11 protein-coding genes are annotated in these 13,385 nt (G+C 59.4%); 4 read left to right on the forward strand and 7 right to left on the reverse strand.

Going from position 1 to position 13,385, the window contains the following annotated elements; all coding sequences use genetic code 11:
- Window positions 1-51: 51 nt before the first annotated feature.
- On the forward strand, window positions 52-1,278 hold the full coding sequence (gene nhaA, locus Q354_RS0111445; protein ID WP_027857717.1) for a Na+/H+ antiporter NhaA: 1,227 nt from the start codon (window positions 52-54) through the stop codon (window positions 1,276-1,278).
- 53 nt (window positions 1,279-1,331) lie between these two features.
- Here nhaA and Q354_RS0111450 read toward each other — a convergent pair whose 3' ends face one another.
- Together Q354_RS0111450 and Q354_RS0111455 are read right to left on the reverse strand one after the other, a co-directional pair.
- Entirely contained in the window at window positions 1,332-1,559 is a 228-nt protein-coding gene (locus tag Q354_RS0111450; RefSeq protein ID WP_027857718.1) for a hypothetical protein, read from the reverse strand.
- Between the two features lie 54 nt (window positions 1,560-1,613).
- A complete protein-coding gene (locus tag Q354_RS0111455; RefSeq protein ID WP_027857719.1) occupies window positions 1,614-2,564 on the reverse strand; it encodes a LysR substrate-binding domain-containing protein in 951 nt (316 codons plus the stop codon).
- Window positions 2,565-2,695: 131 nt separating this feature from the next.
- Here Q354_RS0111455 and Q354_RS25520 point away from each other — a divergent pair, with 131 nt between their 5' ends.
- A complete protein-coding gene (locus Q354_RS25520; RefSeq protein WP_084332571.1) occupies window positions 2,696-2,920 on the forward strand; it encodes a DUF1127 domain-containing protein in 225 nt (74 codons plus the stop codon).
- Here the strand turns inward: Q354_RS25520 and Q354_RS0111465 are convergent.
- From Q354_RS0111465 to Q354_RS0111485, 5 genes are all read right to left on the reverse strand, one after another.
- Complete coding sequence (locus tag Q354_RS0111465; protein WP_051560076.1) at window positions 2,917-4,092, reverse strand: lipocalin-like domain-containing protein; 1,176 nt, start codon at window positions 4,090-4,092, stop codon at window positions 2,917-2,919. The genes Q354_RS25520 and Q354_RS0111465 overlap by 4 nt on opposite strands.
- Window positions 4,083-6,611, reverse strand: coding sequence for an FtsX-like permease family protein (locus tag Q354_RS0111470; RefSeq protein ID WP_027857721.1), 2,529 nt, complete (start codon window positions 6,609-6,611; stop codon window positions 4,083-4,085). Before Q354_RS0111470 ends, Q354_RS0111465 begins: the two co-directional genes overlap by 10 nt.
- A complete protein-coding gene (locus tag Q354_RS0111475; RefSeq protein ID WP_084332566.1) occupies window positions 6,611-7,318 on the reverse strand; it encodes an ABC transporter ATP-binding protein in 708 nt (235 codons plus the stop codon). Before Q354_RS0111475 ends, Q354_RS0111470 begins: the two co-directional genes overlap by 1 nt.
- A gap of 14 nt (window positions 7,319-7,332) precedes the next feature.
- Window positions 7,333-8,220: a 4,5-DOPA-extradiol-dioxygenase gene (gene ygiD, locus Q354_RS0111480; RefSeq protein WP_211252246.1), complete on the reverse strand. Its 888-nt coding sequence runs from the start codon at window positions 8,218-8,220 to the stop codon at window positions 7,333-7,335.
- A gap of 65 nt (window positions 8,221-8,285) precedes the next feature.
- Entirely contained in the window at window positions 8,286-8,906 is a 621-nt protein-coding gene (locus Q354_RS0111485; protein WP_027857724.1) for a TetR/AcrR family transcriptional regulator, read from the reverse strand.
- Window positions 8,907-9,004: 98 nt separating this feature from the next.
- On the opposite strand from Q354_RS0111485, the gene Q354_RS25525 reads away from it, so the two are divergent.
- Window positions 9,005-10,186, forward strand: a complete 1,182-nt coding sequence (locus tag Q354_RS25525; RefSeq protein ID WP_051560077.1) for an efflux RND transporter periplasmic adaptor subunit — start codon at window positions 9,005-9,007, stop codon at window positions 10,184-10,186.
- A complete protein-coding gene (locus Q354_RS25530; RefSeq protein ID WP_245601035.1) occupies window positions 10,183-13,332 on the forward strand; it encodes an efflux RND transporter permease subunit in 3,150 nt (1,049 codons plus the stop codon). Before Q354_RS25525 ends, Q354_RS25530 begins: the two co-directional genes overlap by 4 nt.
- The last annotated feature ends 53 nt before the right edge of the window (window positions 13,333-13,385 follow it).

Genomic DNA, 13,385 nt, shown 5'->3' on the forward strand with positions numbered 1-13,385 from the left:
TTCTGTTTTCGACGGCTAAAGCTAGCAACTAAAAGCTTACGAAGGAACCTAATGAGCAACTCGTCTGATTTACTTGACAGCTATATATCCCGTTTCTTTAAGACGGAAGCAGCTGGCGGAATCATCCTGATTCTGGCGGCCATTCTCGCGGTCATCTGCGCCAATTCGGCGCTAAGCGTCTATTACGACCGGCTGCTGAGCACTCCGGTAGAAATCAGGTTTGGTGCCCTGCAAATCGCCAAGCCTCTGCTGCTTTGGATCAACGATGGCCTGATGGCAGTCTTCTTCTTCCTGGTTGGCCTTGAGCTGAAGCGGGAAGTGATTGAAGGTGAACTGTCCAATCTGCGCGATGTAGTCTTGCCTGGCGTCGGCGCAATCGGCGGTATGGCCGTACCTGCCATGATTTACGTGGCATTTAACCTGGACGATCCTCTGGCGATTCAGGGCTGGGCCATACCTGCCGCGACCGATATCGCATTTGCATTGGGTGTATTGGCGTTACTCGGCTCCCGCGTGCCGGTCAGCATCAAGATCTTCCTCACCTCGCTGGCGATCTTTGACGATATTGGCGCGATCCTGATTATCGCTTTCTTCTACACGGCCAAAATCTCTGCCACCGCACTGATTATCGCGGCAGCCTGTATCGCTACACTGTTTATCCTGCACCGGACCCATCAGGAATCACGCAGCCTGTATATCACTGTCGGCGTGGTGATGTGGATTGCCCTGCTGAAATCCGGCGTCCACGCCACCCTCGCCGGTATCATCCTGGCAATGTTTATCCCGATGAAGTCCCGCGTAACGCTGGGCTACTCTCCACTGAAAAGCCTGGAGCATGACCTGCACTCCATGGTCGCCTTCCTGGTACTGCCGGTATTTGCCTTTGCCAATGCGGGCCTGAACCTGTCGGGAATCGGCATGGATCAGCTCGCCCACGGCGTGCCGCTGGGTATCGCTTTGGGCCTGTTTGTGGGTAAACAGGTGGGGGTATTTGGTTTCTGCTGGCTGGCGATTAAGCTCGGCATGAGCAAGCTGCCAAACGGCATGGACTGGCGTACGCTTTACGGTACGGCAGCGCTCTGCGGTATCGGTTTTACCATGAGTCTGTTTATCGGCTCGCTGGCATTCGAGGAAACCACCATTGACCGTCAGTTTGACGAGCGTCTCGGTATTATCCTCGGCTCGCTCGTGTCAGGCGTACTGGGCTACCTGATTCTGAACAAGTACCTGCCGAAAAAGGCAGATACTAAAGCCTCCAAGGCCAGCTCCCAGCACTAAACTGCCGTCCTGATCTGCCCGTATCCTGAAGGCTGCGGGCAGATCTTACAGCCCTACTCCACCACTTTGATTGCATCGACTCCCATATCCCGCAGGGTTTCTGTGGCAATGTCGATCGAGTGGTAGAGCTTTTCATGGCCGCCATGATCAGTCAGCGCATGCTGGACACCGTCACGGTCCTCGATACCCACCAGCCAGCCATTCCCTTCAGTTGCAGGCTTCAGTATCCCCTCCCTGATCTGGTGACAGGCCACCATCTCACGCATCTGTTGCAGCTGCATAGCGCCTCCCGCCGGAATTCCGGCCTTGAATGTCTGCTTTAGTGTAGCCCCTGATCAGTCAATACACTTTAGTCCCCGTTGCTGCCTGAAACGTTCCCAGGCGCGTTCGATCCCCGCCGTTTCTTCCATTATCCAGGCTTCAAACTGCTCCACTTTGGGGCGACTGAAGTGCCCTTTTGGTGCAACCAGATAGTAGGAATAGGGTGAATGCCAGTAGACCGGCAGCGGGCAAACCAGCTGGCCGCGCTCTATCAGTTCATAGGCCAGGCTGAAGCGCACCAATGCCAGTCCCTGCCCACTGAGGGCCGCATCGACCAGCATATTGGAATCGGAGATGGTCAGGTTGGTGGTCGGACCACAGCATTTGTTGTCGAAAATCGCGTGAAACTGCCGCAGCATCCGGTCCAGCTCAGGCGAATCATCGATCAGCAATGGCAGCCGACCAATGGCACCCGGCTCGCCACCGAGCTGCTGTAGTAGCAACGGATGGCACAGCGGCACATTGAAATCGCGCGAGAACTGCTTAGCCTCCAGCCCGGGATAGTTGCCGCGTCCGAAGCGTACCCCGATATCATTAACGCCGTCACTGAAGTTTTCGATCGCATGCGACAGCGAGAGATGGCAGCTGATTTCCGGATGTCGTTGCTGAAACAGGCCCAGCTTGGGTACCAGCCAGCTACCGGCAAAACTCGGCACGGTGGTGATCGTCAGCCGGTTGGGATTCGGATCACGCGAAAGCACCTGCATCCCTTCAAGGAAAGCCCCGAAGCCTCGCTGGACATAGGGCAGTAACTGCTCCCCTTCCGCCGTAAGCCGGACCTCCCGACTGAGGCGCCGAAACAGCTCAACCTCAATAAAAGCCTCCAGCTGGCGGATCTGCTGGCTGACGGCGGCCTGCGTCACGTTCAGTTTCTCCGCCGCCAGCTTAAAGCTGCCCTGCTCTGCTGCGATCTGAAACACCCGCAAGGACTTTAATGGCGGTAGCCTTGCCTCTTTGCTATCCATCACGACACCAATTAAGTTTTTCTTAACCATAAAGAAATTTATATCGTTTGTCGAAATGCCTCAGCGAGTCCAGACTTGTACTCAACCTGGTGAGCGCTCCCATCAAATCAATGGCACCGGGAGGTATTGAGATGCTGTCTTCAACTACATGCTGCAAAGCCCAGAAAAATGAAGTTAGTTTAAGTTTACTGGTCAGCCACTACGGCTGCCGTATCGGAGAAAGGGTTAAACACTGGCTGCGGAACTACCAATCACGTCGCCAGCTGACACGGCTGGATTCACATATGCTGAAGGATATTGGCATCAGCCGCGCCGATGCCCTGCGGGAAGCAGAAAAGCCGTTCTGGCGTGACTAGCGGCTGGCATTTTCAGCGCTGTTACCGGCATAACCGGTCAGTTCAACATAGCCCTGGCCAGGATGGCTGCCTGCGATGGAGACTGCGCCTTCCCAGTAACGCATACTGTGGCGCATCTCCTGCTCTGGCTGGCGGGCACGGATAACCAGATCCAGCCCCTGTGAAGGCACCCGGAGCTGCCAGCTCACCGGATAACGAACCCCGTCATCCGTAACCCAGTAATCGGTCGCCACCAGCTCGGCGCTATCACCCGGCCGGTCAATCCGCTGTCCTGTCTGATCAACCACGCTCAGCTGATCGAAATCACGCCGGCCCGGCAGCCGACTGCGCAGACGGATAAACATCAGATCACGCCCATCCTCCAGCTGCAGGCTGAACCAGTCCCAGCCCTGCTGGTAATCCGCCAGGGTATTGCTGGCCCATTCATGGTCATACCAGGCACTGCCTGACACCGGAATGGTTTCCGGTCCCAGCCACAGCTCACCATGAACCCGCAAGCGGGTAAAGGAGTAATAATGCGACGCAAACCCTGGCTCCTGACGCTTCGGACTATAGCCATCCTTACCCTGAAAGGCCGGAACCTTCAGCGCCTCAATCTGCAGCCGGTAGCCGCAGTCACAACTGCGGTCCCGCGCCTCCAGCAGGGCCGGAAACAGGCTTTCATCACGGTCGGCCGTCAGCTGCCAGTTATCCAGCCAGACTCGCAGTGGCTGGCCGGCGGTACCGGCTATTCCCGGCCCGGCACGGGCAAAGCGCTCGCTGCTGCGGTGCTCTCCAGTTGCAAAATCCGCGATCGCCAGATGTCCCATATAGAACTGCGGCCTCAGCCAGGGATTTTCCTCCGCTGACTCAGGCGCCAGCGCCTGGCGAAAGATAGTGAAGTTAAATCCGTAGCGCTGCCGGGGGTCATCCTGGCGCTGCAGGTTGCCATTGAGATACCACCACTCGCTGCGAAACCCGGGATGGGCAAGGTGATCCCGTGGCAAGGCTATACGGTAGTCGGGCCGGGCTTTGCGGAAAGCATCGTCGCTGCCGGCATCACCCAGGAAGTCGCCCAGATCAAAGGCCGTATCCGCGGTCTGCCCTGCCTCATCAGTGATGAACAGAGACAGCATCGACACCAGGATCGCCACTGCCAGCAGCCCGGCCAGAAAACGGTAGATCATTCCCATCGGCGAATCCCCCTGAGGCGGGCAAAGCGCCAGGCCGGCCAGATCGACGCCAGCAGCGCAGCCAGTAGTGCCAGCCCCAGGGCGCCGGGCCAGTTTTGCCAGTCGATCAGGTAGGGAATGCTCCAGCCGAAGGCTCGCAACTGTACCTCTTCTGTCAGAATCCAGCCCAGCAGCTCACCCAGCGGGATGGCAAAGAGTCCTGCAATCAGCCCCAGCAACAGTGACTGGCCTAACAGCAGCGCGATCAGCTCGCGACGGCTGAACCCCAGCGCTTTCAGCAGACTGACTTCATGTTGTCGTGACAGCTGTAACGCCATCAGGCTACTGAGAATACCGATGAAGGCCACCAGCACGGTCATCAACCGCAGCAGATCGGTGACCAGAAAGGTTCGCTCGAACACCTCGATCGATCGCTGCAATATCTGCTGTGCTTCGATCAGCTGCAGGTCTTCATCGATCAGGCGCTGCTGTATCAGGCCACGGAACGCTTCCAGTTGCCGGCTTGACACCCGGCCGTCCTCAGGCTGCAGATAGAGTGCCAGGCTATAGGGTTTAACTTCACCCCAGAAACGCTGGAGGCTGGCACGCGTCATCATCAAGCGCCCGCCAATACTGCCGAAATCATAGTAAACCCCGGCAATCAGGAACGATTGCGCGCCTTGCGGCGTGTTCAGCAGCAGCGCCTGCCCCTCCTTCAGCTGCAGGCGGCTGGCCAGCGGCTCGCTGATCACCACCGCCCCCTGCGCCAGCTGCTGCCAGATCTGAGCATCCTCTCCGCGACGGAAACGATAGGCACTGTGCATCGGCGATGGAAACTCACTGGCGTAGAGCCAGGCGGCCTGCCCCTGCAATTGCAACTTCACCCGGCTCAGGCTTGCACGCGTGGCAATCCCCGGCAGCGCTTCCAGCTGACCAATCAGTTGCGCTGACAGACCGCCGCGCTGACCGGGGATATCCTGCTGCTGAGTAACATAGAGATCGGCATTGAGCCGTGCCTCCAGCCACAACTGCACCGATTGGCGGAAGCTGCCGACCATACTGCTCATGCCTACCGTGGCCGCCACCGCGATCATCAGCGCCATAGCGGCGATACCGGTACGGCTCAGGCTGCGGCTGATATCCCGTGGAATCATCTGCCACAGGGGATGCCCCAGCGATTGCAGCGCCCTCGCCAGCAGCTGAGCCAGACAGCGGAGTAAAAGTGGCAGGATCAGGGCACCGGCCAGCAACAGTGCCGTCACGGCGAGATAGATCAGCATCAGACTCTGTTCTGATAGCAGCAGGATCATCAGCGCCACTAACAGCAGCAGCCCGGCGATCCAGCCGCTGCGGGCGGACAAACCTTGCAATTGATATTCCTGCTGGCTCAGCTGCATCAGCCCCCGGGGTGGCGTACGGCCAATACGGTAGCAGGGCCAGGCGGCGGCCAGCAGGCTGCCGCCGACGCCGGTGATCACCATCAGCAACAGCTGTTTCCCCTCCAGCAGCAGATCCGGCACGGCGCGGGTGCCATACAGCTCAGCAACTGACCCCAGCACCCGTTCCAGCAGGCTGCTGGCCAACACCGCCCCCAGTATCACCCCGGCACATGAGGCGATGGTGGCGATCAGGGTCACTTCCAGCAGCAGATAGCGCTGCAGCACAGCGCCCTCCAGCCCCAGCGCACGAAACTGGGCATACACCGGCTGGCGCTGCTGCAATGAAAACCAGACGCTGTTAAATACCAGAAACAGGCCGATCACCAGCGCCAGCAGGCTCAGCGCCCGCAGATTGAAAAAGAAGGACTGGGTCAGCCGGGCGTCACGGGCATCACTCAAGGCGGTGGCTTCCAGTCGCACCGCTGGCGGCAACAGAGCCCTGACCGCCTCCCGTTCGTTATCACGCAGTTTTAAATCGATCGAGCTGATCTGTGAATCCAGCCGCAGCAGCTGCTGAGCCTGACCAATATCCATCAGCAACAGGTTACGCAGCTGCGGCTTGTCTTGGTCATCCAGCAAGCCGGCGATCCTGACCTCAGCCGGACCATGCGTGGTACTCAGCGACAGCCGGTCATTGGTTTTCAGTCCCAGCTCGGTGGCGACAGATGCAGACAACAGGGCAACCCTATCCTGCTGTAAACGGCTGAAACCCAGATCGGCCTGTACCAGCTGAGCGCCATTGGGGCGGAAAGTCGACTCACGCAACGGGTCGACGCCTAGCAGGCGCAGCAGCATGCCCCCACGACTGTGATCCGCAGGCATTGCACGAACCCGGCTGTGAATCTGCGGCGCCATCGGCCAGTCCGCCGGGTGGCGTTGCAGCCGGGTATAGAGCGCCTGATCGATCGGCCGGTCAGCGACCACCCGGTGAGTTGCTTCACCATAAATCTGCTTCTCGGCCAGCAGGAAGCTGTGACGGGCGCTGTCACTGGTAATGGCGATCGCCGCAACCACGGCCACCCCCAGCATAATCCCCAGCAACAACAGCACCAGCTGCCAGGGATGCTGGCTGAAATGACGCAGGCTGGCCCGGGCCAGCATCAGCCTGTCTCCTCCAGCCGACCGCGCCGCATGGTTAACACCCGGTCGGCATGCCGGGTCAGCGCTTCACTGTGGGTCACCATCAGCAGGGTACTGCCCTCTGCCCGAACCTGTTGCAACAGCAGCTCCATCACCCCCGCCGCAGTATCAGCATCAAGGCTGCCGGTCGGTTCATCGGCCAGCAGTAGCATAGGCTGATGGATCATCGCGCGGCAGATAGCGACCCGCTGTTGTTCGCCACCAGAGAGCTGGTCGGGGAAACGCGTCGCCTTGTCCTTCATTCCCAGCCGGTGCAGGAACGCTTCAGCGCGGCCTTTTTCAGCCCGGCGACCATTCAGCGACAACGGCAGCAGCAGGTTTTCGGCAACGGTCAGGGTCGGAATCAGGTTGAAAAACTGATAGATCACACCGATATGGCGGCGTCGGAAACGGGTTCGGGCGGACTCACTCAGGCTCAGCAGCTCCTCGCCCTGAATCTTTACCGATCCCTGCTGCGGCCGTTCGATACCGGCCAGCAGGTTCAGTAAACTGGACTTACCCGACCCGCTGGGGCCAAGCAGCATCACCACCTCTCCGCGATGCAGGGTGAGATTCAGTCCGCTCAATACCGGCACCTGCTGGTCGCCGGTACTGTAGCTGTGGCAGAGGTCAGTCGCCTGCAGCAATATCATCAGCACTCCTTGTCGGGTATCGGTCGCCTGAGCCATTCAGGCTCATCCGGTCAGCTAAGCAGCAGCGAGCGCATGGAGATCGCCCCCTCCACCAGCGCTTCGTTAAAGAAGTGCAGCTGGTCCTGTTCTCTGGCCGCGCCCAGGGTGTAAAGCAGCGGCAGGTAATGCTCTTCAGTGGGATGGGCCAGGTAGGAGAGCTTGCCCAGCTCGCGGAAATCGACCGCCGCCTGCCAGTTGCCATCTCGCAGGAAACCCGCAATCCTGCGATCAAACTCCTCAGCCCAGCCGTAGATCTTATTATCCCGCCGGGTTTCCCGGAGGTTATGTACCAGGTTACCGCTGCCAATGATCATCACGCCGCGCTGGCGCAGGAAGCGCAGCTTGCGTCCGAGGTTAAAGTGAAACTGATGACTTTGAGTGGTATCCAGGCTGAGCTGGATCACCGGAATATTGGGCACCGGATACATCTGGCTCAGCACCGACCAGGTGCCGTGATCCAGCCCCCACTCCGATTCATCCAGCCAGATATCCGGCTGGCGGATCGCGTCGGCAATACCCTCGGCCAGGGCCGGTGAGCCGGGGGCCGGATACTGCTTGTTATGCAACGCCTTGGGAAAGCCGTAAAAGTCATGGATAGTTTCCGGCCGGGACATCGCCGTCAGCATGGTCTGCCCCGGCGTCAGCCAGTGCGCCGATATCACGACAATCGCACTCGGCCTTGGTAGATGCAGGCCCAGCTTATACCAGCTGTCGGCAAAGGGATTCGGGGTGATGGCATAGATGGGTGAGCCATGACCGATAAACAGGGCCGGTGCCGGGGCGGACGACGGCAGCTGGCGGGCAATATCCACCAGTTTATCGATTGAACTGCGCCCTCCCAGTGCCGCCCCGGAAGCCATCATTGCCGCCAGCGCGGTTATTAGATCTCTGCGTTTCATCGATCACTCCCTGATAGCGGACCCCGCCCTGTCACGACAGCTTCAGCCGCCCGCCAGCTAATCAGTTATGAATCCTGGCGCGGACTGTAGCCCCGGATAAACATCGCCACGCAGCTTTTCAGATAGGCATCGATCTCTGCCTGACTGGTGCGAGGCTCGATGTTGTACTCCTCACGCATGCGGGCCTCGCCCTGCACCATTTTCAGAAACTGTACCGCAGCGAAGTGATGATTCTCAATCTGCAAATCACCGCGTTCTGACAGCTGCTGTAAAACCCGGCCGACCTCTTCAATGACCCGCTCTGGCCCGGCATCGTAGAAAAGCCGGCTCACCTGGGGGTTGCTCGGCGCCTCTGTCACACAGGTCCGGTGCACCTGCATAGCGGCCTCAGACAGGATCATTTCGACAAACCGGTTGGCCATATCGAGTAATACCTCGGCCACGCTGCGGCCGGCAGAGAGCTCTATGCTGTCCACCTCGAAAGAGACACATTTGGCACGGATTGCCGCTGTAAACAGGTCATCTTTATTCCCAAAATGGCTGTACACCGTCTGCTTGGATACACCGGCGGCCTTCGCCACCTGATCCATGCTGGTTGAAGCGAAGCCCTGCTCACAAAACAACTCAGTGGCAGCGTTCTGAATCAGTAAACGCTTCTCCTCACTTCGGGATCTTGGCTTTGTCATTCTAACCTCAAAACAAAATCAAACTGGACAGTCCAGTTTTACAAACCTAAACTAGACTCACTCGTCCATTTTAGTACAAATTCAACAGGAATCTCAGCATGAACGTACGGCCCTCTTCCATCCGTCCGGCAGCGACCTCATACGCCCTGCCTTTTGCTCTGCTGTTAATTTCAACGCTTACCATCAGTGGCTGCGACCAGGTAAATGGCGCCCAGCAAGCTGATGCAGCCGCGTCAGTGTACCACCATATGGCAGAACCGTTGCGGCTGGAACAACAGCAGCACTATCAGGTGAAGCGCCGCCTCACCGGCCGGGTGCAGGTAAAACAAAACGCAGCCCTGGGGTTTGAGCAGGCGGGAAAACTGAACAAGCTGCTTGTCGACGAGGGCGACCGGGTCAGCCAGGGCAGCCTGCTTGCCACACAGGATGACAGCCTGCTGCAGATCGAGCGCAAGGAACTCAGGGCACAGCTACGCGAGGTCAATGCGCGACTGGAACTGACCGATAACAACCTGAAGCGTATCCGCTCGCTGAAAAAGCGCGGTTTCAGCTCAGACCAGCAGCTGGACGAACTGCAGGCCGAGCGCAAGGTACAGCTCGCCAGCCGTCTGCGCACTCTGGCCGCGCTGGACGCCAACCAGAGTCGTCTCGATAAAACCCGCCTGCTGGCACCGTTTGACGGCCGTATCAGCCAGCGCTTCATTGATCAGGGGGTCGTCGTCAATGCCGGAGCCTCCGTTTTCCAGCTGTTACAACAGGGCAGCGCTGAGGTGGAAGTCGGTGTTCCTATCCGCATGCTGGACGCCCTGAACCGGGAGGACAGTTACCTGAAGCTGGCTGGTCAGCCGCTGCCACTGAATATTCTCGGACAGAGTCCGGAGATCGATCCGGTCACCCGCACCGTGCAGGTGCGTTTCGCCCTGCCGCCGGAAGCCGCAGCCGTTAACGGCCAACTGGTTCAGCTGCATCTTACCGAGTCCTTTCAGCAGCCCGGATACTGGATCCCCCTGTCGGCGATTACCGATGGCATCCGTGGTATGTGGACGGTGTACCGCCTTACCCCGGCGGTTTTCAACAGTCACGAAACCCTCTACCGGCTGGAGCAGCGCAATGTACGGGTGTTACACGCCACCGAAAGCCAGGTGTACGTCAGCGGCGCACTGGATGCCGGTGAAATGATTCTTGCCAGCGGCCTGCACCGCCTGGTGCCGGGACAGCAGGTCAGAATTCCGTCTGAAACGCCGCTGGCACTGAATACCCTGCCGGGAGTCGCGCCATGAAAAGTAACCGCCTGATCCGCGCCCTGGTAACCAACGGCCGCCTGCTGAGCCTGATGATCGCAGTACTGATTGTTGCCGGACTGGGTGCATTCAGCACCTTGCCGCGAACAGAAGATCCACGTATCACCAACCGCAACGCCAGTATTATCACCCACTTCCCCGGGGCCAGTGCCGAGCGTGTTGAAGCGCTGGTCAGTGAGAAAATTGAAGCCAGGTTACGCAAACTGGCGGCTATCAAGCACCTCACATCAACTTCGAAGCCCGGCGTCAGCAGTGTCAAAGTCGAGCTGAAAGACGAGATCTATGATACCGCGCCGGTCTGGTCCCGCGTTCGCGACCTGCTGAATGACCTGCAACCCGAGCTGCCCGCCGGTGCCCGCCCCCCTTCACTGGATGACGACCACGGCTATGCGTTCACTACCCTGATCGCGGTGAAATGGCAGCATGAAAGCGAGGCCGATATGGCGGTGTTGCGACGCTATGCCGAAGAGTTGAAAGTGCGGCTGCAGCAGGTTTCCGGTACGGACTTTGTCGAGCTGCATGGAGAACCCGAGGAGGAGATCCGGGTACAGCTTGAGCCAGACCTGGCCGGCCAGCTTCAGATCAGCGCCGCCACTGTCGCCGGCCTGATCGGCCAGGCTGATGCCAAGGTCAGTGCCGGGGAGCTGAACAGCCCCGGAAGCCGGATGCAGATCGAAGTCGCCGGGGAGCTGGACTCGCTCGACCGTATCCGTCGCATCCCGCTGCAGCACAACGACAGTCAGGCCCTGCTGCGGCTGGAAGATATCGCCGATATCAGCTATCAGCTGCGCTGGCCTGCACGCGAGATCGCGGTGGTCGATGGCGCGACCTCAGTGGTGGTGGCCGCGCGGATGCTGAATGACCTGCGTATTGATCAGTGGAGCCGGAACGTCACTGACGCGGTGCGCCGCTTTGAGGCAGAGCTACCCGCCAACGTAACACTGGAAGTGCTGTTCGACCAGAACCGTTACACCGAAACCCGCCTGCAGGACCTGATGCAAAACCTGTTGCTGGGCTTCGCCCTGATCTCGGCGGTACTGCTGTTTACCCTGGGCTGGCGCGCCGCCCTGATCGTCGCACTCTCACTGCCCCTGACCATGCTGTTCACCCTCAGCTGCATGAACTACTTCGGCCTGCCGATCCACCAGATGTCTGTCACCGGTCTGGTGGTGGCGCTGGGTATTATGGTGGATAACGCCATCGTCATGGCGGATGGAATCCAGCAGCGTAAACGCCAGGGAGAATCGAGCGCGACAGCGATCCTGCACTCCCTGCGCCACCTCTGGCTGCCGCTGCTGGGATCGACCATCACCACCGTGCTGGCGTTTATGCCGATCGTGCTGATGCCTGGCCCTGCCGGCGAATTTGTCGGCGGTATCGCGTTGAGTGTGATCTTTTCGCTGCTCGGCTCCTACCTTGTCTCGCACCTGATCGTCTCGGCCCTGTCCGGCCGTTTCCTGCACCCCGGCAACCAAGCTGACACACACTGGTATCGCAGCGGCATCGAGTTTCCGAAACTGGCACGGCTGTTCAGCAACTCACTGAAACTGAGCCTGCGCTACCCGCTGCTCAGCATCCTGCTGGTATTTGCCCTGCCCCTGAGCGGCTTTATGGCCGCAGGAAAACTGACTGAGCAGTTCTTCCCCGCCTCAGACCGGGATATGTTCCAGATCGAGCTTTATATGTCGCCCCAGAGTGGTATCGAAAACACCCGGGCGGCTACCGAGAGGGTCAGCGAGATCCTCCGCGAGCAGCAGGAGATTCATAATGTTCGCTGGTTTATCGGCAACCCGGCCCCCTCGTTCTACTACAACCTGGTCCCTACCCAGCGCAATACGCCGGGCTATGCCCAGGGCATGATCACCGCCAGCGACTTCCAGGCCGCCAACCGGATGATTCCACAACTGCAGGCCCAGCTGGACGATGCCCTGCCGGAAGCACAGATTCTGGTGCGCAAGCTGGAACAGGGACCGCCGTTTAATGCCCCGATCGAACTGCGCCTGTATGGTCCTAACCTGGATCAGCTGAAACAGCTGGGTGCCGAGGCCCGCCGGGTACTGGCAGGTACCGCCCAGGTCATTCACACCCGGGCCACCCTGCAACCGGCTACGCCCAAGGTATGGCTGAATGTGGACGAAGCTCAGGCCCGCCTCAGCGACCTCAGCCTGACGGGTATCGCCAGTCAGCTCAATCACAGCCTGGAAGGGGTATTACAGGGATCGGTACTGGAGTCGACCGAATCCATTCCGATCCGGGTGCGGGTGGGCGATGAACAGCGCCGGAACCTGGAAGACCTGGCTAACCTCAGCATCAGCGTGCCCGGTGCAGAGCGTAACCTGCCGCTGATGGCGCTGGCCACTCCGGAGCTGAAGCCCAGCCGCGGTGCTATTCCCCGCCGTGACGGCGAAAGAATCAATACCGTGGAGGGATACCTGGAGGCAGGGGTACTTCCGGCCGCCGTACTGAGCCGGTTCAGGCAGCGGCTGGAAGCGGCTGGCTTTAGCCTGCCAAATGGCTACAGCATGGAGTTCGGCGGCGAGTCTGCCAAACGTAACAATGCGGTGGGTAACCTGCTGGCCAGTATTGGGGTAATCGCGACCCTGCTGGTCACCACCGTGGTGCTGTCGTTCAACTCTTTCCGCATGAGCCTGCTGATTTTCCTGGCGGCTTTCCAGTCGGTCGGTCTGGGCCTGCTCAGTGTCTACCTGTTCAGCTATCCGTTCGGCTTTACCGTGATTATCGGCCTGCTCGGCCTGATGGGGCTGGCCATCAATGCTGCGATTGTGATTCTGGCCGAGCTTAAGGCTGATCCGGCGGCGATCTATGGCGATCGCGATGCCATCGTAGCGGCGGTTGTCAGCTGCTCACGCCATATCAGTTCGACCACCATCACCACGGTTGGCGGCTTTCTGCCGCTGATACTGGCCGGGGGCGGATTCTGGCCGCCATTCGCAGTAGCGATTGCCGGCGGTACTCTGATGACAACACTGCTGTCCTTCTACTTTGTACCGGCCGCATTCCGTCTGATGAGCGCCAGACGCCCGTTCGAACTCAGTGGCCAGGCAGAGGAGATCAAAGCGCTGCCGGGTCATACTGCGCCTCTGCCCCTGCAACACGCGGCCTGACAATCCGGCCCTGTAAACGCAAAAGGGCCTGCTTTTCAGCAGGCCCTTTTTAT

It is taken from the genome of Marinobacterium jannaschii DSM 6295 (genome assembly GCF_000620085.1).
GTDB lineage: Bacteria > Pseudomonadota > Gammaproteobacteria > Pseudomonadales > Balneatricaceae > Pontibacterium > Pontibacterium jannaschii.

What these genes read in the sequence shown, in the direction of transcription:
- Q354_RS25530 (WP_245601035.1), top strand. Translation starts at nt 10,183, where the DNA reads ATGAAAAGTAACCGCCTGATCCGCGCCCTGGTAACCAACGGCCGCCTG.
- nhaA (WP_027857717.1), top strand. Translation starts at nt 52, where the DNA reads ATGAGCAACTCGTCTGATTTACTTGACAGCTATATATCCCGTTTCTTT.
- Q354_RS25520 (WP_084332571.1), top strand. Translation starts at nt 2,696, where the DNA reads ATGCTGTCTTCAACTACATGCTGCAAAGCCCAGAAAAATGAAGTTAGT.
- Q354_RS0111465 (WP_051560076.1), bottom strand. Translation starts at nt 4,092, where the DNA reads ATGGGAATGATCTACCGTTTTCTGGCCGGGCTGCTGGCAGTGGCGATC.
- Q354_RS25525 (WP_051560077.1), top strand. Translation starts at nt 9,005, where the DNA reads ATGAACGTACGGCCCTCTTCCATCCGTCCGGCAGCGACCTCATACGCC.
- Q354_RS0111470 (WP_027857721.1), bottom strand. Translation starts at nt 6,611, where the DNA reads ATGCTGGCCCGGGCCAGCCTGCGTCATTTCAGCCAGCATCCCTGGCAG.
- Q354_RS0111475 (WP_084332566.1), bottom strand. Translation starts at nt 7,318, where the DNA reads ATGGCTCAGGCGACCGATACCCGACAAGGAGTGCTGATGATATTGCTG.
- Q354_RS0111485 (WP_027857724.1), bottom strand. Translation starts at nt 8,906, where the DNA reads ATGACAAAGCCAAGATCCCGAAGTGAGGAGAAGCGTTTACTGATTCAG.
- ygiD (WP_211252246.1), bottom strand. Translation starts at nt 8,220, where the DNA reads ATGAAACGCAGAGATCTAATAACCGCGCTGGCGGCAATGATGGCTTCC.
- Q354_RS0111450 (WP_027857718.1), bottom strand. Translation starts at nt 1,559, where the DNA reads ATGCAGCTGCAACAGATGCGTGAGATGGTGGCCTGTCACCAGATCAGG.
- Q354_RS0111455 (WP_027857719.1), bottom strand. Translation starts at nt 2,564, where the DNA reads ATGGATAGCAAAGAGGCAAGGCTACCGCCATTAAAGTCCTTGCGGGTG.